Annotated in this window: 26 protein-coding genes; 12 read left to right on the top strand and 14 right to left on the bottom strand. The window is 61.0% G+C overall.

Translation table 11 applies throughout. The features are described from left to right. Positions 1 to 12: 12 nt before the first annotated feature. From ttcA to ACEPP2_RS06355, 3 genes are all read left to right on the top strand, one after another. A complete protein-coding gene (gene ttcA, locus ACEPP2_RS06345; protein WP_395516103.1) occupies positions 13 to 882 on the top strand; it encodes a tRNA 2-thiocytidine(32) synthetase TtcA in 870 nt (289 codons plus the stop codon). Between the two features lie 175 nt (positions 883 to 1,057). Then, positions 1,058 to 2,281, top strand: a complete 1,224-nt coding sequence (locus ACEPP2_RS06350) for a lipase (RefSeq protein ID WP_395516104.1) — start codon at positions 1,058 to 1,060, stop codon at positions 2,279 to 2,281. Further along, entirely contained in the window at positions 2,274 to 2,855 is a 582-nt protein-coding gene (locus ACEPP2_RS06355) for a protein-S-isoprenylcysteine O-methyltransferase (protein ID WP_077546405.1), read from the top strand. Before ACEPP2_RS06350 ends, ACEPP2_RS06355 begins: the two co-directional genes overlap by 8 nt. Before the next feature lie 3 nt (positions 2,856 to 2,858). On the opposite strand, the gene ACEPP2_RS06360 is transcribed toward ACEPP2_RS06355, so the two are convergent. Further along, the gene (locus ACEPP2_RS06360; protein ID WP_395516105.1) at positions 2,859 to 3,488 is read right to left on the bottom strand and encodes a thioesterase domain-containing protein; all 630 of its coding nucleotides are present in this window, start codon (positions 3,486 to 3,488) and stop codon (positions 2,859 to 2,861) included. 146 nt (positions 3,489 to 3,634) lie between these two features. On the opposite strand from ACEPP2_RS06360, the gene ACEPP2_RS06365 reads away from it, so the two are divergent. Then, entirely contained in the window at positions 3,635 to 4,459 is an 825-nt protein-coding gene (locus ACEPP2_RS06365) for an inositol monophosphatase family protein (RefSeq protein ID WP_395516106.1), read from the top strand. A 41-nt stretch (positions 4,460 to 4,500) separates the two neighbouring features. Here the strand turns inward: ACEPP2_RS06365 and ACEPP2_RS06370 are convergent, their stop codons facing one another. From ACEPP2_RS06370 to purC, 9 genes are all read right to left on the bottom strand, one after another. Continuing rightward, a complete protein-coding gene (locus tag ACEPP2_RS06370; RefSeq protein ID WP_077546875.1) occupies positions 4,501 to 5,706 on the bottom strand; it encodes a multidrug effflux MFS transporter in 1,206 nt (401 codons plus the stop codon). A 122-nt stretch (positions 5,707 to 5,828) separates the two neighbouring features. After that, positions 5,829 to 6,164 carry a Grx4 family monothiol glutaredoxin gene (grxD, locus tag ACEPP2_RS06375; protein ID WP_077546403.1) on the bottom strand — a complete coding sequence of 112 codons (336 nt, stop codon included), beginning with the start codon at positions 6,162 to 6,164 and terminating at the stop codon, positions 5,829 to 5,831. A 151-nt stretch (positions 6,165 to 6,315) separates the two neighbouring features. Next, the gene (locus ACEPP2_RS06380; RefSeq protein WP_077546402.1) at positions 6,316 to 6,549 is read right to left on the bottom strand and encodes a BolA family protein; all 234 of its coding nucleotides are present in this window, start codon (positions 6,547 to 6,549) and stop codon (positions 6,316 to 6,318) included. Positions 6,550 to 6,648: 99 nt separating this feature from the next. Then, positions 6,649 to 8,856 carry a phosphoribosylformylglycinamidine synthase subunit PurL gene (gene purL / locus ACEPP2_RS06385; protein WP_077546401.1) on the bottom strand — a complete coding sequence of 736 codons (2,208 nt, stop codon included), beginning with the start codon at positions 8,854 to 8,856 and terminating at the stop codon, positions 6,649 to 6,651. 116 nt (positions 8,857 to 8,972) lie between these two features. Then, positions 8,973 to 9,578, bottom strand: a complete 606-nt coding sequence (locus ACEPP2_RS06390; RefSeq protein WP_395516107.1) for an acyloxyacyl hydrolase — start codon at positions 9,576 to 9,578, stop codon at positions 8,973 to 8,975. A 170-nt stretch (positions 9,579 to 9,748) separates the two neighbouring features. Further along, positions 9,749 to 10,147: a hypothetical protein gene (locus ACEPP2_RS06395; protein ID WP_395516108.1), complete on the bottom strand. Its 399-nt coding sequence runs from the start codon at positions 10,145 to 10,147 to the stop codon at positions 9,749 to 9,751. Positions 10,148 to 10,189: 42 nt separating this feature from the next. Beyond that, the gene (gene purQ / locus ACEPP2_RS06400; RefSeq protein WP_395516109.1) at positions 10,190 to 10,861 is read right to left on the bottom strand and encodes a phosphoribosylformylglycinamidine synthase subunit PurQ; all 672 of its coding nucleotides are present in this window, start codon (positions 10,859 to 10,861) and stop codon (positions 10,190 to 10,192) included. A gap of 158 nt (positions 10,862 to 11,019) precedes the next feature. Next, on the bottom strand, positions 11,020 to 11,262 hold the full coding sequence (purS, locus tag ACEPP2_RS06405; RefSeq protein WP_142587669.1) for a phosphoribosylformylglycinamidine synthase subunit PurS: 243 nt from the start codon (positions 11,260 to 11,262) through the stop codon (positions 11,020 to 11,022). A 16-nt stretch (positions 11,263 to 11,278) separates the two neighbouring features. Continuing rightward, a complete protein-coding gene (gene purC, locus ACEPP2_RS06410) occupies positions 11,279 to 12,043 on the bottom strand; it encodes a phosphoribosylaminoimidazolesuccinocarboxamide synthase (RefSeq protein WP_052638461.1) in 765 nt (254 codons plus the stop codon). 346 nt (positions 12,044 to 12,389) lie between these two features. On the opposite strand from purC, the gene ACEPP2_RS06415 reads away from it, so the two are divergent. After that, the gene (locus ACEPP2_RS06415; RefSeq protein ID WP_077546396.1) at positions 12,390 to 12,698 is read left to right on the top strand and encodes a DUF1476 domain-containing protein; all 309 of its coding nucleotides are present in this window, start codon (positions 12,390 to 12,392) and stop codon (positions 12,696 to 12,698) included. Positions 12,699 to 12,759: 61 nt separating this feature from the next. Here the strand turns inward: ACEPP2_RS06415 and ACEPP2_RS06420 are convergent, their stop codons facing one another. From ACEPP2_RS06420 to ACEPP2_RS06435, 4 genes are all read right to left on the bottom strand, one after another. Further along, the gene (locus ACEPP2_RS06420; protein WP_077546874.1) at positions 12,760 to 13,314 is read right to left on the bottom strand and encodes an RBBP9/YdeN family alpha/beta hydrolase; all 555 of its coding nucleotides are present in this window, start codon (positions 13,312 to 13,314) and stop codon (positions 12,760 to 12,762) included. Positions 13,315 to 13,454: 140 nt separating this feature from the next. Then, entirely contained in the window at positions 13,455 to 14,762 is a 1,308-nt protein-coding gene (gene purB, locus ACEPP2_RS06425; protein WP_142587666.1) for an adenylosuccinate lyase, read from the bottom strand. 77 nt (positions 14,763 to 14,839) lie between these two features. Then, a complete protein-coding gene (gene rpe, locus ACEPP2_RS06430; RefSeq protein ID WP_142587665.1) occupies positions 14,840 to 15,514 on the bottom strand; it encodes a ribulose-phosphate 3-epimerase in 675 nt (224 codons plus the stop codon). A 53-nt stretch (positions 15,515 to 15,567) separates the two neighbouring features. Continuing rightward, positions 15,568 to 16,638, bottom strand: a complete 1,071-nt coding sequence (locus ACEPP2_RS06435; RefSeq protein ID WP_395516110.1) for a branched-chain amino acid ABC transporter substrate-binding protein — start codon at positions 16,636 to 16,638, stop codon at positions 15,568 to 15,570. A gap of 165 nt (positions 16,639 to 16,803) precedes the next feature. Between ACEPP2_RS06435 and ACEPP2_RS06440 the strand changes: the two genes are divergently transcribed. Genes ACEPP2_RS06440 through ACEPP2_RS06470 form a run of 7 tightly spaced genes read left to right on the top strand, consistent with a single transcriptional unit; the run spans position 16,804 to position 22,502 of the window. Then, entirely contained in the window at positions 16,804 to 17,298 is a 495-nt protein-coding gene (locus ACEPP2_RS06440) for a flavin reductase (RefSeq protein WP_345742176.1), read from the top strand. Between the two features lie 21 nt (positions 17,299 to 17,319). Then, entirely contained in the window at positions 17,320 to 18,249 is a 930-nt protein-coding gene (locus ACEPP2_RS06445; RefSeq protein WP_395516111.1) for an AAA family ATPase, read from the top strand. A 3-nt stretch (positions 18,250 to 18,252) separates the two neighbouring features. Beyond that, positions 18,253 to 19,512, top strand: coding sequence for a vWA domain-containing protein (locus ACEPP2_RS06450; protein ID WP_395516112.1), 1,260 nt, complete (start codon positions 18,253 to 18,255; stop codon positions 19,510 to 19,512). Next, a complete protein-coding gene (locus ACEPP2_RS06455; protein WP_077546389.1) occupies positions 19,509 to 19,835 on the top strand; it encodes an XdhC family protein in 327 nt (108 codons plus the stop codon). Before ACEPP2_RS06450 ends, ACEPP2_RS06455 begins: the two co-directional genes overlap by 4 nt. Continuing rightward, entirely contained in the window at positions 19,835 to 20,530 is a 696-nt protein-coding gene (locus ACEPP2_RS06460) for an XdhC family protein (protein WP_281978267.1), read from the top strand. The genes ACEPP2_RS06455 and ACEPP2_RS06460 overlap by 1 nt, the downstream gene beginning before the upstream one ends. A 1-nt stretch (position 20,531) precedes the next feature. After that, positions 20,532 to 22,169 carry an NTP transferase domain-containing protein gene (locus ACEPP2_RS06465; protein WP_395516113.1) on the top strand — a complete coding sequence of 546 codons (1,638 nt, stop codon included), beginning with the start codon at positions 20,532 to 20,534 and terminating at the stop codon, positions 22,167 to 22,169. A gap of 3 nt (positions 22,170 to 22,172) precedes the next feature. Next, positions 22,173 to 22,502, top strand: coding sequence for a TfoX/Sxy family protein (locus tag ACEPP2_RS06470; RefSeq protein WP_152340111.1), 330 nt, complete (start codon positions 22,173 to 22,175; stop codon positions 22,500 to 22,502). Position 22,503: the final 1 nt, after the last annotated feature.

Below are 22,503 nucleotides of genomic sequence, written 5' to 3' on the forward strand. Positions count from 1 at the left end.
CCTGGAGACGAGATGGGACTGAACGGTCCAGCGGCAGTCGATGCAATCGATTTTGAAGGCGAGGGGCAGGGCCCTTCGCTCTTTTCCGGAGCGCCGCAGTCTGTCGGCTTCAACAAGCTGAGAAAGCGCCTGCTCCGGCAGGTGCGCCAGGCGCTTCAAGATTTCCAGATGCTGAAAGGCCAGAAGCGCTGGCTGATTGGCCTGTCGGGCGGGAAGGATTCGTATTCGCTCCTGGCCATTCTCATGGACCTGAAGTGGCGCGGCCTGTTGCCGGTAGAACTCATCGCCTGCAATCTTGACCAAGGACAGCCGAACTTTCCCAAGCACGTGCTGCCGGACTACCTGGGTTCAATCGGGGTGCCTCATCGGATCGAGTACCGCGACACCTATTCCGTGGTGACGGAGAAGGTACCCGAGGGAGCAACCTACTGCTCGCTCTGTTCTCGACTCCGGCGCGGTAACCTCTACCGCATTGCCCGCGAAGAGGGATGCGACGCGCTGGTGCTTGGCCATCATCGGGAAGACATCCTCGAAACCTTCTTCATGAATTTCTTCCATGGCGGCCGGCTCGCCGGGATGCCGGCGAAGCTGCTCAACGACGAGGGCGATCTGCTGGTGCTGCGCCCGCTTGCCTATTGCGCCGAGGACGATCTGGCACGCTTCGCCCAGGCAATGGAGTTTCCCATTATCCCCTGCGACCTCTGCGGCTCCCAGGATGGCCTGCAGCGCAATGCGATGAAGGCGATGCTTGCGGATATCGAAGCTCGAATGCCTGGTCGCAAGGATGCGATGCTGCGGGCACTCGCTCATGTCAATCCGTCCCATCTCCTCGATACCAAGCTGTTCGATTTTGCCGGACTGAATGCCGGCGGATCAGACTGAGGCCGAACAGACATCCCTCGGGCCCGCACCTTTGGTTTTAGACACAGGAAATCGTCCCCGAGAACAGGCTGGTTGCGCCTAATGCTGGACTGCATGGACACCATCCTGCAAATTGCAGCCAAAGGCGCTGCTGGCCAGGTCGCTGGTTCTGATTTGCGCGAATGGGGGAGTTCGAATGCATGAGCCCGGTCGTCCGGCGGTAGCGCGACGTGCAGTGTTCCTGATCGGCGGTTACGAGCGGAACGACTGTGAGGGCTTCTTGCGCCGAATCGGGCGGGAGATTGACTGTTTTTCGCGATGCTGGGCGGTCACGACATCGATGAAGGTCCTTGGTCATGCTGAGTGTCACTCATCGGCGACGGCACAGGTCCTCTATGAAGGCCCAGACGGCTCCTGCAGATCCGACATCACCTTCCTCAGCTATGACGACATTGTCCGACGCGATGGGGCGAGGCCCTTTCACTTGCGCCTTCTTGCCTATCTGGCGGCCTTTTTCGACTATGTGGCGAGCGGAACCATGATCCGCTTCTTCCAGACGAACTGGCGGTTCGCGCTCTACTTTCTCTATCCGTTCGCGGCCTTGTTGGCCTTCTTGTGGATCGGGTCCCTGGGCTTTCGGCTTGTTTCGCTCGTAGATCCTCCCGGCGGCCTGATCCTGCCGCTTGTTGCAGGGATCGGGCTGACCGTCGTCGTCGGCGGTTACCTGGGGCGGCGGTACTTCGTCTTCCACCTCATGGACCTTTGGTCATTCAGCCGGGAACATCTCCACTGTCGACGGGCCGACATGGATGCACGGCTTTCCGCTTGGGGGGATTTGATAAAGGATCGCATCGCCGACGCGAATTTTGATGAGGTGCTGCTGGTGGGGCATTCCACTGGCGGGGCCATGATCCTCGATCTTGCGGAACTGGTCGGGGAGCGGCTTGAAACTGAGGGCCGCGCGGTAAACTTCAAGGTCCTTACGGTCGGTTCGACATCGCTGAAGGTTGCGCTTCACCCCGCGGCCAACCGTGCCCGTGCGCGTATGGCGGCACTCGCAACGCGAATGCAGATCCGCTGGATCGAATTCCAGGCGCTTACCGACATCATCAACTTCTACAAGTGCGATCCCTATGCACTGGCAGGGCTGACCCACGATCGAAGGGAAGCATTTCCGCAGCAGTATCAGGTGCGGTTTCGCGAAATGCTGGAACCTGGCATTTACAGGCGGATCAAGCGCAACTTCTTTCGGGTGCACTACCAGTTCATTTCCGCCAACAGCCGGCAGTATTTCTATGATTTCTTCATGATCTGTTGCGGCACGAGAAGCCTCGAAGAAGCGCGGCCCGGATCGATGCCGCTAATCGATGGCGAGCAACGTTGGGCCGAGCACAACCGGACAAAGGTTCACCATGACTGAATTTTCCTTCATCCTCTGGGCGCTTATGCTGCTGGCCTGGTGCGCCATGCGCTATCCGGCCATGCGTCGCGCCCGGCGGCAGAGGACGGCGGTGGACAAACGGACCGCGCTCGATATCACGCTGCTGCTTGCCTGCGGGCTCGGACTGGCGCTGTTGCCGGTCCTCTGGCGCCTGGGGCTGTTTTCAGGTGTTGCTGACCGTTCGCAAGGCCTGTTGTCTATCCTTCTGGGCGTGGCCTCCGGTGCTGCGTTTCTCTGGCTTTTTCGGCGCAGCCACAAGGATCTCGGCAGGAACTGGTCGGTGACACTTGAAGTGAGGGAGGGGCACCAGTTGGTGACCCAGGGAGTCTACGCCCATGTGCGCCACCCGATGTATGCATCATTTCTGCTGTGGGGAACGGCGCAGGCCTTCCTGATTCCAAACTGGATCGCCGGCCTTGCAGGCCTAGCCGCAGTACTGGGTCTTTATGCCGTGCGCCAGTCACGCGAGGAGGCCATGATGCGAGAGACTTTCGGCCTAGAATACGACGCCTATTGCGCACGCACCAAGAGACTGGTCCCGGGCGTTTTCTAGGCCTCAGCGCCGCCGCAGAGCCGCCTTGACCTCCTTGATGGCGCGCGCATGCAATTCCGGGCTCTTCTCGATGTTAAAGTGGCCGATGCCCTTCACAGCCGCTTCTCCATGCCGGACATTGATGTTGGCGAGGTCGCCCCTGAACCCCGGTGCAGGAATGACCGGCGCCCACATATTCCCGCCTCCGGTGTAGAAGTTGATCGTCTTGCGGACGTTACTGGGTACGGGGCCTTTGCCTGTAGGGTCGAAGCTGATGATCAATCCGACGGGGATCTTCAGTGGCTGCAACGCGGTTGCGATCGAGAACGTTACGTCAGCGCCAAGAGAATGCCCGATCAGGATGATTGGCCGGGCCTGCTTCGACTGGCGATAGCGGTCCGCGATTTCTCTTGCGAACCTCGCGGCATTGGGCAGCGATAGAACCTGTGCATCAATTCCTTCCGCAGCCAGCTGCTTTCCCAGTGTATTCAGGCCGGTGGAGAAGATGTCGGCCAGTCCACGGAAGAGATAAACCTGACCCGCAGGAGGTTGGGGCCGCCTCTTTGCGGTCGCCTCAGGGGGCAGGATAGTGGAGGCCAGCAGGACGGATGCCGTGGAAATCAGCGATCGCCGGGATAACATCAGCTGGCGCACTCCCAATTGTGTCCTTTTCGCGATCATGCCTGATTCAGGCCGCAAACAACAGTGTCGTGAACGGGATCTCGCTGTACTTCTGCGGCGGGATGATAGTACTGGCCTCGCAGACCGAGATTGCCATCAGATCCACTGCGGAGATTCAGTTGACGAGCATTATCGATGTTGGCGCACTCGCCGCTCTATTGCAGGACGCGGCGATCCAGGAAATACGTCCTCGCTTTCGCAAGCTGGGAGCCGGCGACATCCGGGCGAAGAGCGAACCCACCGATCTCGTGACGGAGGCGGATGAGGCGGCGGAAAGGCATCTCCGCCGAGCCATAGCTTCACTCGCTCCGGATGCCCTGTTTGTGGGAGAGGAATCGGTCGCTGCCGATCCCACCATTCTTCACAAACTGGCCGACGCCGACTTGGCGGTTGTCGTCGATCCGATCGATGGTACGTTCAACTTTGCCTCCGGCATTCCGGCCTTCGGCGTGATGGCATCGGTGGTCTGGAAGGGTGAGACAGTGGCGGGAATCATCTACGACCCCATGGGCGACGACTGGGCGATTGCCGAGAAGGGTTCGGGTGCCTACCTGCGGCGTCCTGATGGAGAAGCAACGCGTCTTGCGGCGGCCGATCCTGCGCCTATCGAGACCATGGTGGGGATGGCATCCGCCGGCTATTTCTACGGCGAGGTGCGCGAACGCGTGCTCGGGAACCTGGCGAAGGTGCGCTTCGTAGCGAGCTACCGTTGCGCTGCCCACGAGTATCGCACCTTCAGCGGCGGACACGTGCATTTTGCCATGTATAACAGGTTGATGCCCTGGGATCATCTCGCAGGAACCCTGATCGCACAGGAAGCCGGCGGACATGTCGCTCGGTTCGACGGTTCCGCTTATCTCCCGCATCATGTCGACGGCGGTCTATTGGTCGCGACCGACGAAGACAGCTGGCAGATGCTGCGCCGGGAGATCCTTGGAGTATAACGGAGGGGTTACGCGCCACTCCGCCACGAATGCCCGCGCGATCAGACGCGCGGGTTCTGGGCCCGGAACAGCCGCCCTTTTTCTGCGATCAGTACGAAGACAAGGCCTACTATGGAGACGGCGAAAAATCCGGCGACCATGGGCAGGGCCGTACCGTCGAATGCCTGACCGATCATTGCCCCGATCACCCCGCCGCCGATCGTGCCCATGAAGCCCAGAACGGACGATGCCGTTCCCGCCACATGTCCCAGCGGCTCCATGGCAAGCGAATTGAAGTTTGAGCCGATCCAGCCGAACTGGAACATTGCCAGAGCGAAGAACGCGAGAAAGAGCGGGAAGGGCATGGGCTGCGGCCCGAAGACCTGGACCAGCAGCCAGAGGCAGGTGATGCCGATAAAGCCGAGCAGCGAGGCATGGGAGAGGCCCCGCATGCCGAACCGACCGACCAGCCGGGCGTTGACGAAGGATGAAAAGGCCATGAAGACGGCGACGGCTGCGAAGGCCGCGGAGAACCACACGCCAAGTCCGTATATGCCGACATAGACCTGCTGGGCCGAGTTGATGAAGCCGAAGAGTGCGCCGAAGATGAACATGCTCGCAATCGTGTAGCAGAGGGCGACCCGATTGGTGAGAACGATGCGGAAACCGTCGAGAACCGACGTGACGGTGAAGGGTCGGACATCCTCCTCATGCAGTGTTTCGGGCAGACGAATATACATCCAGCCCGCCACCGCCAGGGCCACCAACGCCATGAAGACGAAGATCAGGTGCCAGTCGCCAAACAGAAGGATGATCTGCCCCGTGCCGGGCGCGATGACCGGAACGACCATGAAGACCATCATGATCAGCGACATGACCTCGGCCATCGCCCGTCCGCCATAGATATCACGCACGATCGAGATCGTGATCACGCGCATCGCGGCCGAGCCGATGCCCTGGATGAAGCGAAGGGCGAGCAGGCCAGCGAAGGATGGCACCGCGACCACGGCCAGGGACGAGATGACATATACCGCGAGGCCGAACAGCATCGGCTTGCGTCGTCCGAAACGATCCGAAACCGGTCCGTAGGCAAGCTGCGCGAGGCCGAAGCCGAACAGATAGGCGGAAACAACGTATTGGCGGTGGTTCTCGTTCTCGACCCCGAGGGCGGCGCCGATCTGCTGCAAGCCGGGCAGCATGATGTCGATCGCCAGCGCGTTGAGCGCCATGAGCATGGCCATCAGGCCGATGAATTCGACCCGGCCCATGCCGCCAAGGCGGTCGGTCGGTGAAATGGGTTTAATCGTCACAATGAAAATTCCATAGAAAGAGAAAGCGCCGCATGCACGGCGCCTTTGCAATAGATCCAGTACGGGAAATGAAGATGACGCTATGCGGCGCCGCGCGTGGTGATGCCATTTTCCTGGAGATGGCTCTGCAGTTCACCAGACTGGAACATCTCGCGAACGATGTCACAGCCGCCGACGAACTCGCCCTTGACGTAAAGCTGCGGAATGGTCGGCCAGTTCGAATACTGCTTGATGCCTTCGCGGATTTCCTGGTCCGCCAGCACGTTGACGCCCTTGTAGTCGAGACCCAGGTAATCGAGGATCTGCACGACCTGCCCGGAGAAACCGCATTGCGGGAACTGCGGTGTGCCCTTCATGAAGAGAACGACGTCGTTCGTCTTCACCTCGTTGTCGATGAATTCGTTAATGCCACTCATGTCGATATCCTTAGCTTGCCGGGTTCAAGGCCCGGATCGTCTAGTGCTTAAATAGCATGCATCGGTGCAATTACCAGCACCGGGAACCGATGGATACAATCAAAACGGTTGATAGATGAGGCGCGCCGATAAGGCCGGCGCTGACGCATTCCTAATCCGGCGCCGAGGTCTGGAGCGCTAGCGCATGTAGCGTTCCGCCCATGTGTCCCTTGAGCGCATCGTAGACCATCTGGTGCTGCTGGACGCGGGTCTTGCCGCGGAAAGCTTCGGCAACGACTTCGGCCGCGTAGTGGTCACCATCGCCCGCTAGATCCCGGATCGTGACCTTGGCTCCGGGAATCCCGGCCTTGATCATGTCTTCGATGTCTCCCGGGTTCATGGGCATGATGTGGTCCTTCTCATTATCTCATTCCGCTGAGTCGCAGCTTGTAAGGGAGAGTGCCAAAAACGGCAGCGGCGGTCAAAGGATGCGAGTCCTGAGGGTTCAGTTCATGAAGCCGGGGAACCAGCTTTCGTTGGCATTGACCAGGTCAGGAACGCTGACATCCACGAGGTCGTCGACAACCAATCGGTCGCCTCCTGCCGTGCCGAGCTTTCGGAACGGAACGCCGGCGCTTTCAGCGCTGGCCTCGACGAAATTGGCGAGGTCCGCAGGGACCGCCAGGACATAGCGGGCCTGGTCTTCGCCGAACAGAAGCGCATGCGCGGGTCCGCGCTGATCCGTCAAGCTGATGTTCATGCCCTTCGTCGCCGCCATCGCCATCTCCGCGAGCGCGAGGAGCAGGCCGCCGTCGGAGATGTCGTGGCAGGCTGATACCTGACCGTTGCGTATGAGGCCACGTACGAGATCGCCGTTGCGACGTTCAGCGTCGAGATCTACCGAAGGAGCGGGACCTTCCGTTGAACCCAGCACGTCACGCAGGTAGATCGACTGCCCGAGATGGCTGCCGTCCGTTCCGATCATGATCAACACGTCGCCGTCTCTCATGTCGCCGATGCGTGCCATCTTCGACCAGTCGGGTAGCAGTCCGACGCCGGCAATAGTGGGGGTCGGGAGGATGGCGATGCCGTTTGTCTCATTGTAGAGCGAAACATTGCCAGACACGATCGGGAAGTCGAGGGCCCGACATGCTTCGCCGATGCCCTGGATCGCGCCCACGAGTTGTCCCATGATCTCCGGCTTCTCTGGGTTGCCGAAGTTCAGGTTATCGGTTGCGGCAAGCGGTTCTGCACCCGTGGCCGAAATATTGCGCCAGCACTCGGCAACGGCCTGCTTTCCACCTTCCACAGGGTCAGCTTCGACGTAGCGCGGCGTCACGTCTGACGAGAAAGCCAGCGCCTTGGTGGGATGTCCGTCAACCCTCACGACACCTGCATCGCCACCCGGGCGTTGCAAAGAGTTACCCTGAATAAAGGTATCATACTGCTCCCAGACCCAGCGGCGACTTGCCTGGTTGGGTGAACCGACCAGCTTGAGCAGTGCGACGTTGTAATCCTGCGGCTCGGCGACTTCGCTGGCGGGCAGGGGAGACTTCCCATTGCCAGCAATCCATGGGCGGTCATATTCCGGTGCCTCGTCGCCCAGTTCCTTGATCGGCAGGTTCGCGACTTCCTCGCCCTGATGGAGGATGCGGAAGCGCAGGTCGTCGGTCGTCTTGCCGACGATGGCAAAATCCAGGCCCCACTTGACGAAGATGGCCTTGGCCTCATCCTCCTTCTCGGGCCGGAGAACCATGAGCATGCGCTCCTGGCTTTCCGAGAGCATCATTTCATAGGCGCTCATGCGCTCCTCGCGCACCGGCACCTTATCTAGATCGAGTTCAATTCCCAGGTCACCCTTTGCGCCCATCTCGACAGCCGAACAGGTCAATCCCGCCGCACCCATGTCCTGGATGGCGATGACGGCACCGGTCTTCATCAACTCGAGGCATGCCTCCAGCAGGCATTTTTCGGTAAAGGGATCACCGACCTGGACGGTTGGCCGCTTTTCCTCGATCGACTCGTCGAATTCGGCAGAGGCCATGGTGGCACCACCCACGCCGTCGCGACCGGTCTTTGCACCGAGATAGACGACGGGCAAGCCGACGCCTTCTGCCTTGGAGTAGAAAATCGCATCGGATTTCGCCAGGCCGGCAGCGAACGCGTTGACCAGGATGTTCCCGTTGTAGCGTTCATCGAACTCCACTTCCCCTCCGACCGTCGGGACGCCGAAGGAGTTGCCGTATCCGCCCACTCCGGCGACGACGCCCGAAACGAGGTGTTTCGTCTTCGGGTGATCCGGGGCACCGAAGCGCAGCGCGTTCATCGCGGCGATTGGTCGTGCTCCCATGGTGAACACGTCGCGGAGAATGCCGCCAACACCGGTCGCGGCTCCCTGGTAGGGCTCGATGTAGGAGGGGTGGTTGTGGCTCTCCATCTTGAAGACGACGCAATCGCCATCATCGATGTCGACGACGCCCGCATTCTCGCCCGGCCCCTGAATAACACGGGGCCCCTTTATGGGCAGGGTGCGTAGCCATTTCTTGGATGACTTGTAGGAACAATGCTCGTTCCACATGGCCGAAAAAATGCCCAGCTCGGTAAAGGTCGGTTCGCGCCCGATCAGGTCGAGAATGCGCTGGTACTCATCCGGTTTCAGCCCATGCGAGGCGACGAGTTCGGGCGTGATCTCAATGCTGTTACGGATGTTCATGGTCTTCTCGGGCTAGGGGCGGCATCTGCCGGTCTCTTTAGCCTAAGCAGCCAAAAGGCGCGACAGGAAATTTCCCGTCGCGCCCTGCTTTTGCCGCCACCGAAATGACGCTGAATCTAGAACTTGTAGCCGACCATGACGCCACCGCGCGAGAGGCCGTTGTTGGGGCCATCACATAGATTTGCATGGGACGAATGCTCGAGATGCGCAATGACACTCCATCTGTCGGTGACATTGAAGCCGGCAGCCACATACTCGTGGAACAAGGCGCGGCATCCGAGCTTGGGACCCTCTCCACCATCGTCGATGTCGAGATCACCGTCATGCAGCGTACCGCCGAAGCCGAGCTCCAGGAAGAAGCGGTCGGTAACATTCGCCGTCCAGGAAAAACCTGCATAGACCTGGTTAGCTTCGCCCTCTGTGGCGATTGTGCCGCCCACGTGAATGCGCGGCCGTAGAAGCCTGTCCCATCCGGCCGCTTCCATGTGGCTCCACGGATCGAAGAGAAGCATGCCGGTCACGAAAGCGCCATCCTCCCCGTTGAGGTCGGAACTGTCGACGGAGGTTAGGACGCCAAAGCGAGCTTCGTTGAATATCCGTCCGGTATCCTCGACGACAGGTGCCGCCACAGTGGGTGCCTTCGACGCTGAAAGGTCTGCTGCGAAGGCACCGGTCGACGAAAGTACGGCAACAACCGCCGAGACGGCGTACAGTTTGTGCATCACTAGCAAAGGGCTCCCAATAGTACCGCGGTCACGATCACGCCACACTGTCACCACAGATTCGGCGAGACCTTAAGCTGGGGATGCGGGCTCGTGCAACAGCTATCCGTTTTTATCGCACGGTCTCGACTCGGCGACGGCGGCACGTGACATTTTGGCTACGGCGAAGCTCAGCAGCCGGACGTCCCGCTTGCCCATTTGAGAACGTCTCGTCTGATCCGATCTCCCGACGCGCCGTCCATAAGCGGCCCAAATGCATCGAGGCGAGCGGGGCTGCCCTCGGCTTGGACCACGAGCACGGGCCTTGATTCGGGACTGTTACGAGGAACGGCAAGAATTCGAGGTCGCCCGGAGAAGGAGTTCAGCTCTGGTGCGAGCCGATAGGGCTGGAACATGGGATCGCCTGACTTGAACCAGCACCGGTTTGCATTGACGGCGACACGTTCCATTGTCGGTAGCGCGGCACGATCCGGAGCAGAGGGCGGCGAACGATCCGACTGACAGGAGGTGAGGGTGAGTGCGACGGTTGCCGACAGCGATACAAGGCGGACCGCAGGATGAAGATGCATCGGATTTCCTTGTTGTCGGGAGAACCCCGGTCTGACCTGTGCTCAGGCTGCGATCACATCCAGCGCGGATGCGAAAATGCCCCGCCCATCAAGCCCGCCATGAGCCGCTTCGATCAGGTTCTCCGGATGCGGCATCATGCCGAGAACATTGCCTGCCGTGTTGATGACACCGGCGATATCGCTGAGCGAACCGTTTGGGTTGGTGCCGGCGGCGTATCTGAACACGATCTGCCGGTTGTCCTGCATGGACGCCAGTGTCGCTTCATCGACGAAGTAATTGCCATCGTGATGCGCTACCGGGCAGCGAATGACCTGGCCCTCTTCATAGGCACGTGTGAAGGCGGTATCGGCGTTTACGACCTCGAGAAGGACTTCCTTGCAGACGAAGCGCAGTGACGTGTTGCGCATCAGCGCGCCGGGAAGAAGGCCGGCTTCGACGAGAATCTGAAAACCGTTGCAGACTCCCAGGACCTTGACGCCTTTTTCCGCCTTTTCCCGAATGGCTTGCATGACGGGCATGCGGGCAGCGATGGCTCCGCAACGAAGGTAATCGCCGTAGGAGAACCCCCCCGGGATCACGATAAGGTCGACATCCGGAATGATCGTCTCCGTTTGCCATACGGTGACAGGGGCCTGACCGGAAATCTTGGTCAGGGCATCGATCATGTCCCGATCACGGTTGAGGCCGGGGAGTTGGACGACAGCTGATTTCATGGGTGCGGCTCGAACCTCGATTGGGTTTCCTGGAGTTCACGCCACTCCAGACTGTTTGACCCCGTCTTGTAGCGGTCGGGAATGCCCAGCTCAATCGCGATCATTGTACCGCGTCTGCCAAGCACTGCCAAATGTATCACGAACCGACGCCTCAGCCGTCAGTCGAGAGCGATAGTATAATTCTCGATCACCGTGTTCGCCAGCAGCCTGTCGCACATATCCTTGAGGTTCGCCTCAGCCGCGGCGCGATCGGTGCCTTCGAGCTCGATGTCAAACACCTTGCCTTGACGGACATGACCGACATCCTGAAAGCCGAGGCTGGAAAGCGCGCCCTCGATGGCCTTGCCCTGCGGATCGAGTACACCGTTCTTCAACGTAACCGTAACCCGTGCCTTGATCACTGTCGTCCCCCGTCCGTTACTTCACGAGAACCGGGCCGGTGCCGCGGATCGGTTCGTTTTCGTTGATGATGCCAAGGCGGCGCGCGACTTCGGAATAGGCTTCAACCAGCCCGCCCATGTCGCGGCGGAAGCGATCCTTGTCCATCTTCTCCTTGGTCTCGATGTCCCACAGACGGCAGCTGTCGGGAGAGATTTCGTCGGCCAGGATGATGCGCATCATGTCGCCTTCGTAGAGGCGGCCGCATTCGATCTTGAAGTCGACCAGCTGGATTCCAACGCCGAGGAAAAGGCCGCTGAGGAAGTCGTTCACGCGAATGGCCAGAGCCATGATATCGTCGAGTTCAGCCGGATTTGCCCAGCCGAACGCGGTGATGTGCTCTTCCGAGACCATGGGATCGTTGAGCGCGTCGGACTTGTAGTAGAATTCGATGATCGAACGCGGAAGGACGGTTCCCTCTTCGATTCCTAGGCGCGTGGAAAGGGAGCCGGCGGCGACATTGCGCACCACCACCTCGAGCGGGATCATCTCCACTTCCTTGATGAGTTGCTCGCGCATGTTGAGGCGGCGGATGAAGTGCGTCGGAATGCCGATCTTGTTGAGATGGGTGAAGACGTATTCCGAGATGCGGTTGTTCAGCACGCCCTTGCCGTCGATGACGTCGTGCTTCTTCTTGTTGAAGGCAGTGGCGTCGTCCTTGAAGAACTGGATCAGGGTGCCGGGCTCGGGACCCTCGTACAGAATCTTGGCCTTGCCTTCGTATATACGGCGGCGACGGTTCATTTCTTATTGTCTCATTGTTGGCGCCTCGTGGCGCAGTGAAAGGTGGTTGAGCGGTCCCATAACGGAAAAGATCGAGAATCACAATGATGCGATTTCTTCGTGGCTCGGGAGTAATGGCCCGTTGACAGGGTAGACTTCCCAGCGGGCAAAGCGGTGTGTTTCCGGGCTGAGGAAACCCTGCCTCTATGGCCTAGCCAACATATCTGGGCGCGTCGATACCTAAGCGAGGAATCCGGCATGATTTCGATGCCTGACATGGCAGGATGCGCTTTGACAAATCGCATTGCACTTTGGGAACGCTTTTGATTTATGGACCTACGAGAACCGACTACCGGGGAGATAATTCATGACCAATATGAAAGACCGCGAGCGCGCATTCGAGAACAAGTTTGCGCTCGACGAAGAGCAGAAGTTCAAGGCCGTGGTGCGGCGGAACAAGCTCCTTGGCCGCTGGGCCGCCGAACTTCTGGGGCGCGATGCCGGCGCCTATGCACAGGAGGTCGTCGAGGCGGATTTCCAGGAGGCTGGAGAAGAGGACGTCTTCCGTAAGCTGCGCGCCGATTTCGATGCCGCCGGCGTGTCGATCTCCGACGAAGACATCCGCCAGAAGATGTTCGCTTATCTTCAGGACGCCGTTGCCGAGGTGAAGCAGTAAGCTTAGCCCGAGTCTATCTGCACGAGCCGCGTCGGTCACCGACGCGGCTTTTTCATGCGGGTCAGGCCTTCAGGCGAGACAGGAACTGGGCGAAGACCATGGTGCCTTCGGGCCATGGGCCATGTCCGCTCTCCGCGTTGATATGTCCCGATTCTCCGGCGTCGATCAGCAACGATCCCCAAGCGGCAGCGATGTCGTCAGCGTGTTCGTAAGAGCCGAACGGGTCGTTGCGGCTGGCGATGGTCACCGTCGGGAAGGGTAAGGGATCGCGCGGATATGGGCCAAAGCTCATCAGGTGCCGGGGACGCACGGCAGGATTGTCTACCTCGGGCGGCGCTACGAAGAAGGCGCCGACAACCTGCTTCCTGAACAGTGGGATCGCGTGGACCGCCGAGGGGATGCCGAGAGAATGGGCGACGAGGACCACTGGCAGCGTGGCCGCGTTGACCTCTTCGGCAACCTTCGCCACCCAGTCCTCGCGTACCGGCTTTGACCATTCCGCCTGCTCAACCCGGCGCGCGGTGGAAAGCTTGGTCTCCCAACGGCTCTGCCAGTGATCAGGCCCGGAATTGGTGTAACCAGGGATGATGAGAATTTCGGCTTCTGATGCTTTCATGATGGCGCCGATTTGAGAAACCGAAGCGCTGAAGTCAAGGGCCAGAGCCTGACGGGGCGCAATACGGCCGCTCCAGGCGCCAATGCCGGACGCTGACACGGATACGCAGGCAGTCTCTCATAGCCCGTAGTGGCCGGCGATTACGCCTCTCCGAACACACGGCGGAAAATGGTGTCGACATGCTTGGTGTGATAGCCGAGATCGAACTTCTCGCGGATATCTTCCTCTGAGAGTGCCGCCCGGACTTCTTCGTCGGCCAGCAGTTCCTCCAGGAAGTCCTTGCCCTGTTCCCAGACCTTCATGGCGTTGCGCTGTACCAGGCGATAGGCGTCTTCACGCGACACACCGGCCTGCGTCAGCGCCAGAAGCACACGCTGTGAATGAACTAGTCCGCGGAACTTGTTCATATTGTTGATCATGTTGTCCGGGTAGACCAACAGCTTGTCGATGACGCTGGTCAGGCGTGCCAGCGCGAAGTCCAAGGTTACCGTGGCATCGGGGCCGATCATTCGCTCGACCGACGAGTGCGAAATATCGCGCTCGTGCCAGAGTGCGACGTTCTCCATGGCTGGCATGGCATAGGAACGGACCATTCGCGCCAATCCCGTCAGATTCTCCGTCAGCACCGGGTTCCGCTTGTGCGGCATGGCGGAGGAACCCTTCTGGCCAGGCGAGAAATACTCCTCGACCTCCAGGACCTCAGTTCGCTGCAGGTGGCGGATCTCGATGGAGAGACGCTCGATCGACGAGGCGATCACTGCAAGCGTCGAAAAATACATGGCATGGCGGTCGCGCGGGATAACTTGGGTGGAAACCGGCTCCGCCTTCAGTCCCATCGCCGCTGCTACGTGTTCCTCAACTCGCGGGTCGATATTGGCGAAAGTGCCGACGGCGCCGGAGATCGCACAGGTTGCGATTTCCTCCCGCGCGGCCATCAGCCGGGTCTTGTTGCGGTCGAACTCGGCATATGCCTGGGCCAGCTTCACGCCGAAGGTGGTGGGCTCGGCGTGAATTCCGTGGCTTCGTCCTATGGTCACCGTGTCCTTGTGTTCAAAGGCGCGCCGCTTCAGCGCTTCGAGCAACTTGTCCATACCCGCCAGCAGCAGGTCAGTGGCGCGGACGAGCTGGATGTTGAAGCAGGTGTCGAGCACGTCGGAAGATGTCATTCCCTGGTGGATGAAGCGGCTGTCCGGCCCCACGAATTCCGCCAGATGGGTCAGGAACGCGATAACATCATGCTTCGTCACCGCCTCGATTTCGTCGATCCGATCAACGTCGAAGGTTGCGGCGCCACCCTTCTCCCAGATGGTTTCCGCAGCAGACTTGGGGATGACCCCGATCGCCGCCAGGGCATCGCAGGCATGCGCCTCGATCTCGAACCAGATGCGGAACTTCGTCTCGGGCGACCAGATCGCGACCATGTCGGGGCGGGAATAGCGGGGGATCATGGGCAGAGGCCTTCCATCGACAGTAGGGGGTGGGGCCGCTTTAGCAAGAACCGGCCTGAAGCTCAATCTCGGGTGCGTCAGACCGTGCGGGCGGCGGTCCGCAGAGCCTCGATGCGTTCCCGGTAGCTCTCGACGCTGTTGCCCTGGAAGACTGCAGAACCCGCGACGAAGACATTGGCACCGGCTACCGCCACTGCGCCGATCGTGTCCGGCGTGATGCCACCATCCAGCTGCAACTCGATCGGCCGGTGGCCGATCATGGCCTTGGCAGCCCGGGTCTTCTGGACCATGGCGGGAATGAACTTCTGTCCGCCAAAGCCTGGATTGACGCTCATAATCAGGATGAGGTCGATATCGTCGAGGACGTTTTCCAGCACGGATAGCGGCGTGGCCGGGTTGAGTGTAACTCCTACCTTCTTCCCGAGGGACCGTATCGTCTGCAGCGACCGGTGCAAATGCGGACCGGATTCGGCGTGGACGGTAATGCCGTCGCAGCCGGCCTTGGCGAAGGATTCGAGGAACGGATCGGCCGGGGTAATCATCAGGTGACAGTCGAAGAACGCCTTCGTATGCGGACGAAGGGCCTTGATGACATCGGGACCGTAGGAAATGTTCGGCACGAAGTGACCATCCATGACGTCCAGGTGGATCCAATCCGCGCCTGCCTCCACGACGTCACGCACCTCCTGTCCAAGCTTTGCGAAATCTGCGGCGAGGATGGACGGGGCGATACGGATGGGCAGGGTGGTCATGGGTGTCTCCAGCTGTTCCGAGGCCCTGTATCACCGCCGCCGCTTAGGAACAATCATTCCGTCAGCGGGGAGACCGTGACGAAACGGCCGCTTTGCCACTGCTGCAGCCGAAATGGATTCTGGACAAGTTGCTGACCGGCATCGAATTCGACGGGTCCGAGCACCGTGCCGAATTCTCTGTCGACAAGCCGTGCGGCGAGACTCTGGGACTGCTCCCCAGACAGCGCTGCTGCCACGATTTGCACAGCCGCATAGGCAGGAAGCGTATAGCCGTCCGGCTCCAGGTTCGCCGACTGCAGCGAGGCCGTGACGTCTGAGGCGGAGGGAAGTTGGGAGTAGTCGGGCAGGGCGGCGGTCAGGACGCCTTCCCGCATCGGAACCGGACGGTTCGCCGCGCGCATGGTATCGCCGGCAAGGATCGTCAGTGGAATGCCTTCGACCTCTGCGTCGCGGGCTATCACCGATACGTCGTTCCTGTCTCCGCCAACAATAAGATGGGTTGCTCCGGCCTTTGAAAGCCTGCGAACAAGGGCAACCTGCTGCTCCTGGCCCGGCCGGTAGGTGTCGACGAAAACCGGTGAGATGCCACCCTGCTCAATTGTTTCGCGGATGGCACTGGCCAATTCCCGGCCGTAGATCGTGCCATCGTCTATGATGGCAACCGGCTCCGCCTTCCATCGCTCCAGTACCGCTTGCGAAATCGCCTGGGCCTCGTCATCCTCGCCTGGCGCCATTCGAAAGAGCGGCCATTGTTCCCTAAGTGCATCTTCCATAAGGATGTCGGATCGCACAGCGACAGTCAGCGCGGGGATCCCGGCCTCGGCAAGTGCGGGCATGAGCGTGGATAAGGTTTCGGTGCAGAGGAAGCCGACCGCTGCCACCGCGTCAGCCTCGCGCATCCGGGCCGCGAGATCCGTGTCCGTGCCTGCCTCGCAAGGCTCGTCCAGCGCCAGCGCCGTATGTCCGGCTGCTTCCGCAGCTGCGCGCGCACCTTGAAGGATCTGGCCGCCGAGCAGTGCATATGGCCCGGTTTGCGGTGCGACGATCGCGATCGTCTCCGCTTTGGCCAGAAACGGCACAAGAAATGCCGCGGCGGCAATCATGCTGGTGAGGCGGATACGCATGCTATTCCCATTCCTTCTTTCCAAGACATTTAGCTGCCCGAGGCTGAGGATCAAAGCAATTTGCGGAATGCAGGCGCAACCCGGGGTGCGGATAGCCGTAGACAAGGCGGGAAGAGAACGCCATATCGGGCGGACGCTGAACGCTCGCAGTCTTCGGAGAAGCATTTGACACGACAGCAGCAGCTTGATCCCGCGACCTATCGGAACGGGATGGCACTCTACGCTGGACACGTCCAGGTGGTCACGACCGAACATCAAGGTGTCAGGCGCGGGGTGACGGTCACGGCAGCCTGCTCTGTCTCGGACAATCCGCCGACTCTCCTCGTCTGCCTCAACGCAAGCAACCCGGGCAACGAGATCTTTGCGGAAAGCGGCGTATTCACTCTCAATTCGCTGGCTGCGCACCACGAGCAACTGGCAACCGGATTCGCCGGGCTTGCCGGAGGCTCCGTCGTGGATCGTTTCGCCTTGGGGGAATGGGAAACCCTTGAGACGGGGGCGCCGGTGCTCTCGGACGCGATTGTTGCATTCGACTGCCGTGTCACCGAAATCCGTCCAGCCTCGACGCATTTCGTCATGTTCGGCGAGGTCCTAGCCATGCATTTCGGCCCGCGCAATCCGGCGCTGATCTATCTGGACCGGGGCTTCCGCACGCTCTAGACTGTGTCTTCAGGAGGAGACATGACGCAAGACGGCAGAGCGCCCCTACCAGCCTCGATCGACGAAACTATCGCCCTCCTCGAGGCTCACGACTACCTTGTGGAGCGGAGGCTTGCGACGGTCATTTTCCTCGCCTTGCGCATGAAGCGGCCCCTTTTCCTGGAAGGCGAAGCAGGCGTCGGAAAGACGGAAGTTGCCAAGACTCTTGCCGCGGCACTGGACCGGCCGTTGATCCGCCTGCAATGCTACGAGGGTCTCGACGTTGCATCAGCCGTCTACGAGTGGAACTATCCCGCCCAGATGCTGGAGATACGCCTGTCGGAGGCGGCAGGTGCCCGCGATCGCGAGCGGCTCGAAACGGATATCTTTGCCGAAAAGCACCTGATTCGGCGCCCTGTACTGCAGGCGCTCGGACAGCCGGGCATGGCCGCACCGGTCTTCCTTATCGACGAACTCGACCGGACCGACGAGGCGTTCGAGGCGTTCCTGCTGGAGGTTCTGTCGGACTTCCAGGTGACGATTCCCGAGCTCGGCACGATCAAGGCCGCCGAACCGCCGATCGTGATCATCACCACCAATCGGACACGCGAGATTCACGATGCTCTCAAGCGCCGCTGCCTCTATCACTGGGTGGACTATCCCGACGCAGCACGGGAGCTGGAAATCGTTCGGCGCAAGGTTGCGGGGTGCGCGGATGCACTGTCGCGGCAGCTAGTCGGCTACGTCCAGCGGCTGCGCAGCCTGGATCTCTTCAAGAACCCGGGTGTCGCGGAGACCATCGACTGGGCAACGGCACTGACGGAACTGGACAAGCTTGCGCTGGATCCCGAGACGATCTCCGATACCCTCGGCACATTGTTGAAGTACCAGGATGACATCGCTCGCATCCAGGGAGACGAGGGCAAACGGTTGCTCTCGGATGTGAAGGCAGAGCTTCTCGCGGCGGGATGAAGCATGCAGGCGTTGGTAGAACAGCATCAGGGTTACACTGCAAGCCGGCGCTCCGGCAGTGGAAAGCTGACGGACAATGTCGTCCATTTCTCGCGGGTGCTGAGGCGGGCGGGGCTCAAGACCGGACCGGGTGATGCCGCCGATGCGATCAATGCCATCGAGGCTATCGGCCTGGGTTCTCGCGACGAATTCCACGCTGCATTATCTGCAGTATTCGTCCGACGGCGCGAAGACCAGCCGGTGTTTGACGAGGCCTTCGAACTCTTCTGGCGCTCGCGCGATCTGGTCGGGAAGATGATCGCGCTCATGTCGCCGAAGGCTGCCGACAATCGTGAGAAAGGCAAGCCGAAGCCCGGTCGCAGCCGGGTTGCCGATGCGCTGACCCCGTCTCCAACCAACTCAAAGGCAAGTAAGGAAATCCCCGAGGTCGATGTCGATGCGCGGCTCACCTCGTCAAGTCGCGAAATGCTGAAGCGGATGGACTTCGCGCAGATGTCGGCTGCCGAGCTTGCCATGGCGCGACGCGAAATCGCCCGGCTCGTGACGCCGTTCAGCGAATACCCGACACGGCGGTTCGAGCCCGCGGCCTCGGCCAGCCGCATCGATCCGCGCGCCACCATGCGCTACGCGATGCGCAGCGGCGGAGGACTCATCCTGCCACGCTACCGCCGACGCAGGAAGTTGCCTCCACCCCTGGTCGTGTTAGCCGACATATCGGGCTCCATGAGCCAGTACACGCGGGTCTTCCTGCACTTTCTCCATGCTCTCTCGGAGCGGCGACAGCGGGTACACATCTTCCTCTTCGGCACCAGGCTGACGAACGTGACGCGGTATCTGCGCAGGCGCGATCCGGACGAGGCCGTCAACGCGTGCGCCGATGCGGTTCCTGACTGGTCGGGAGGCACACGCATCGGGGCGACGCTGGGGGAATTCAATCGGCTCTGGTCGCGGCGCGTGCTCGGCCAGGGAGCCGTGGTCCTGCTCATTACCGACGGTCTGGAGCGGGAAGGCATAGAGGAACTGGAACGGGAGGCGGATCGCCTGCATCGGTCATGTCGTCGGCTGGTGTGGCTCAACCCGCTGCTCCGCTTCGACGGGTTCGAGGCACGGGCGCGAGGGGTGAGGGCGATCCTGCCTCATGTCGACGAGTTGCGCCCTGTCCATAACCTCCAATCGGTCGCCGATCTTGCGCAGGCGCTGAGTGGGGATATTTCCAGAAGCGGCGATCCGCGCCGTTTCCTGTCTTCAGGAGCTACAGCATGAGCGACCTTCAACCGCTTGATCCACTCGTCACGGCCGAACGATGGCATGCGGAAGGTCGTTCGGTTGCCGTCGCCACGGTCATCCAGACCTGGGGCTCCGCACCACGTCCCGCCGGAAGCCACCTGATCGTCGACGGTGAAGGCAACTTCGAAGGCTCCGTTTCCGGCGGATGCGTGGAGGGCGCAGTCATCGGCGAGGCGCAGGAGGTCATCGCGACCGGCCATCCGAAGATGCTGGAATTCGGTGTCGCCGACGAGACGGCCTGGCGCGTTGGTCTGTCCTGCGGAGGAACGATCCGGATCCATGTCGAAAGGCTCGGTTGATGCGAATCGAATCGCTTCATGCTCTGAATGTCGCACGACGGGGCCGGGAGGCAGCCATCCTCGTGACCGACCTCGATGGCCAGGGTGAGCAGGTCATCCTAGAGGGGCAGCCGGTAGCCGGGTCATTGGGAGAGGCGGTCTCGGCTGCCTTTCGCAGTGGCCGAAGCAGCATTGTGGACGTTGCGGGTAGGGAGCTCTTCCTCAACGTCTACCTGCCACCGCCGCGCATCGTCGTCATCGGGGCGGTGCATATCAGCCAAACCCTGTGCCGTATCGCGCCCGTGGCCGGTTACGATGTGACGATCATCGATCCACGTACGGCATTCGCAACGGATGAGCGTTTCGCCGGCGTCGACCTCGTCGCGGATTGGCCGGAGGACGTTCTGGCGACGCGGCCGCTCGATGCCTATACCGCCGTCGCGGTGGTGACGCATGATCCCAAGATCGACGATTTTCCGCTCGCGGAGGCGTTGACGCACAAATGTTTCTACGTTGGCGCGCTCGGGAGTCGCAAGACCCACGCCCAGCGGGTGGATCGGCTGCGGCGACAGGGGCTGACCGATGAACAGATTGGAAGGATTGCTGCGCCGATCGGAATCGATATCGGCGCGGCAAACCCCTCCGAGATAGCCGTGGCCATCCTGGCGCAGATCGTCCAGGCCTTCCGCCAGCGCAACCTCGTCCCCGGAGCCTAGCGTGCAGTTCGGACCGGTTCCCACAGAAAGTGCCGAAGGATGCATCCTCGCCCACAGCCTCCGGCTGGCGGGTGGGCGGATACCCAAGGGAACGATCCTGACGCCCGATTATATCGAGGCCATAGAGAAGGGCGGCATCGAGAACGTCACGGTGTGTCGCCTCGAGCCGGGCGACATGCTCGAAGACGATGCCGCTAGGGCAGTCGCGCAAGCGCTCGACACCCCCCATACACGTCGGTCCGAAGCAACGACCGGCCGCGTGAACATCTATGCGACGGAGAACGGCCTCTTTATTGCCGATCGCACCACCGTCGACTCGCTCAACCGGATTGATCCTGGCATCACGCTTGCCACGATCGCCGACCACTCTCCGGTCACGGCGGGCGCCATGGTGGCGACGGTGAAGATCATCCCGCTCGCCGTCGCGTCTTCCAAGGTCGAGGCCGCCGCTCAGTTGGTCCGGGGATCGACCGCCTTCTCGTTCAGGCCTTACCGTCCGCATCGGGTGGCGTTAATTGCCACGGCTCTCCCGACGTTGAAACCGTCCGTCATGGATCGTACGGCCCGTCTTCTGGCGCAACGACTGGAACCCTCGCGAAGCAGTGTTTACCGGGAGGAACGCGTCGCCCATGATACCGGGGAAGTCGCTGCCGCGCTTGTGGATGTGACGGCGTCGGGCGGAGAACAGCCCGACCTCATCGTGATTTTCGGAGCTTCCGCCGTGGCGGATCCGGACGATGTCATTCCCGCCGCCATTCGTGCATCGGGTGGGAGAGTAGAGCAGGTGGGAATGCCGGTCGATCCCGGAAACCTCCTGGTCCTCGGTGCGATCGGGGACATCCCGGTCATAGGAGCTCCCGGTTGCGCCCGGTCGCCGAAGGAAAACGGGTTTGATTGGATACTGAACCGGATCCTCGCCGGAGAAAGACCAACGTCCTTCGACATTACCGGTATGGGGGTAGGTGGGCTGCTGATGGAGATACTTGAACGGCCGAGGCCGCGCGATGCTGTGCAGGCGACGGAAGGCGAGGCGGTGACCGTTGGGGCATTGCTGTTGGCGGCTGGACAGGCGCGGCGCATGGGCGAGGGTGGACCGCACAAACTGCTGGCGTCCTTCGGGGGCGTGCCGCTGGTGCGACGAAGTGTCGAAACGCTGCTCGCAGCCGGCCTAAGGCCGGTCGTCGCGGTGACCGGTCACCGGCACGAGAAAATCGAGGCGACGCTTGCAGGCGTGGACGTGAAGATCGTCTTCAATCCGGACTATGCATCTGGCATGGCGAGTTCGCTGGTGACGGGCTTGTCGTCCCACGGTGTCAGCAGTTGCGATGGCGTCCTTGTGATGCTGGCCGACATGCCGGCGGTGACGGTGACGCATATTTCACGGATGGTGGAAGCCTTTCGAAACGCCGGAGGACAGGCTGTCGTCCGCGCTGTCCATGACGGTAAGCGAGGCAATCCGATCATACTTCCGCACGCGACCTTCGAGGCCGTGCGGAAGCTCCAGGGGGATGTCGGCGCCCGTTCGATCGTGGAAAACTGCGGCCTTCCCCTCATCGACATCGACATCGGCCGCGCTGCGCATATCGACGTCGATACTCCGGAAGCCGTCGTCGCAGCAGGAGGCATCCTGGGGGACTGAACGATGAATAATGATGCCATCGAGGAAATGTTCGAGCCATTGGGACCCGTCACGATCAAGCGCATGTTCGGCGGCAAGGGCATCTATCACCAGGGTCTGATCATCGCCCTCGAATTGTCCGATGGCGAACTGCTCCTGAAGGCGGATGCCACGAGTGCCGCGGAATTCCGTGCCGCCGGCGCTCGGCAGTGGACATACGAAAGCAAGAAGGGGAAACCGGCAGCCATGCCCTACTGGACCATTCCCGACGAAGCTCTCGATGATCCGGATATTCTACAAAAGTGGCTGCGTCTGGCTTACGAGGCGGCGTTGCGGGCCCAAAGCCCGACCTAGT

Origin of the sequence: Pseudorhizobium flavum (genome assembly GCF_044142885.1) — a bacterium.
Lineage (GTDB): Bacteria > Pseudomonadota > Alphaproteobacteria > Rhizobiales > Rhizobiaceae > Neorhizobium > Neorhizobium flavum.

Excerpts from the sequence above, each read along its gene's own strand:
- ACEPP2_RS06455 (WP_077546389.1), top strand. The coding sequence starts at position 19,509 with ATGAGCGACCTTCAACCGCTTGATCCACTCGTCACGGCCGAACGATGG.
- grxD (WP_077546403.1), bottom strand. The coding sequence starts at position 6,164 with ATGAGTGGCATTAACGAATTCATCGACAACGAGGTGAAGACGAACGAC.
- ACEPP2_RS06380 (WP_077546402.1), bottom strand. The coding sequence starts at position 6,549 with ATGCCCATGAACCCGGGAGACATCGAAGACATGATCAAGGCCGGGATT.
- purL (WP_077546401.1), bottom strand. The coding sequence starts at position 8,856 with ATGAACATCCGTAACAGCATTGAGATCACGCCCGAACTCGTCGCCTCG.
- ACEPP2_RS06370 (WP_077546875.1), bottom strand. The coding sequence starts at position 5,706 with ATGGGCCGGGTCGAATTCATCGGCCTGATGGCCATGCTCATGGCGCTC.
- ttcA (WP_395516103.1), top strand. The coding sequence starts at position 13 with ATGGGACTGAACGGTCCAGCGGCAGTCGATGCAATCGATTTTGAAGGC.
- ACEPP2_RS06460 (WP_281978267.1), top strand. The coding sequence starts at position 19,835 with ATGCGAATCGAATCGCTTCATGCTCTGAATGTCGCACGACGGGGCCGG.
- ACEPP2_RS06355 (WP_077546405.1), top strand. The coding sequence starts at position 2,274 with ATGACTGAATTTTCCTTCATCCTCTGGGCGCTTATGCTGCTGGCCTGG.
- ACEPP2_RS06445 (WP_395516111.1), top strand. The coding sequence starts at position 17,320 with ATGACGCAAGACGGCAGAGCGCCCCTACCAGCCTCGATCGACGAAACT.
- ACEPP2_RS06395 (WP_395516108.1), bottom strand. The coding sequence starts at position 10,147 with ATGCATCTTCATCCTGCGGTCCGCCTTGTATCGCTGTCGGCAACCGTC.
- ACEPP2_RS06350 (WP_395516104.1), top strand. The coding sequence starts at position 1,058 with ATGCATGAGCCCGGTCGTCCGGCGGTAGCGCGACGTGCAGTGTTCCTG.
- purB (WP_142587666.1), bottom strand. The coding sequence starts at position 14,762 with ATGATCCCCCGCTATTCCCGCCCCGACATGGTCGCGATCTGGTCGCCC.
- purQ (WP_395516109.1), bottom strand. The coding sequence starts at position 10,861 with ATGAAATCAGCTGTCGTCCAACTCCCCGGCCTCAACCGTGATCGGGAC.
- ACEPP2_RS06470 (WP_152340111.1), top strand. The coding sequence starts at position 22,173 with ATGAATAATGATGCCATCGAGGAAATGTTCGAGCCATTGGGACCCGTC.
- ACEPP2_RS06390 (WP_395516107.1), bottom strand. The coding sequence starts at position 9,578 with ATGCACAAACTGTACGCCGTCTCGGCGGTTGTTGCCGTACTTTCGTCG.
- ACEPP2_RS06435 (WP_395516110.1), bottom strand. The coding sequence starts at position 16,638 with ATGCGTATCCGCCTCACCAGCATGATTGCCGCCGCGGCATTTCTTGTG.
- ACEPP2_RS06420 (WP_077546874.1), bottom strand. The coding sequence starts at position 13,314 with ATGAAAGCATCAGAAGCCGAAATTCTCATCATCCCTGGTTACACCAAT.
- ACEPP2_RS06415 (WP_077546396.1), top strand. The coding sequence starts at position 12,390 with ATGACCAATATGAAAGACCGCGAGCGCGCATTCGAGAACAAGTTTGCG.
- purC (WP_052638461.1), bottom strand. The coding sequence starts at position 12,043 with ATGAACCGTCGCCGCCGTATATACGAAGGCAAGGCCAAGATTCTGTAC.
- rpe (WP_142587665.1), bottom strand. The coding sequence starts at position 15,514 with ATGACCACCCTGCCCATCCGTATCGCCCCGTCCATCCTCGCCGCAGAT.
- ACEPP2_RS06450 (WP_395516112.1), top strand. The coding sequence starts at position 18,253 with ATGCAGGCGTTGGTAGAACAGCATCAGGGTTACACTGCAAGCCGGCGC.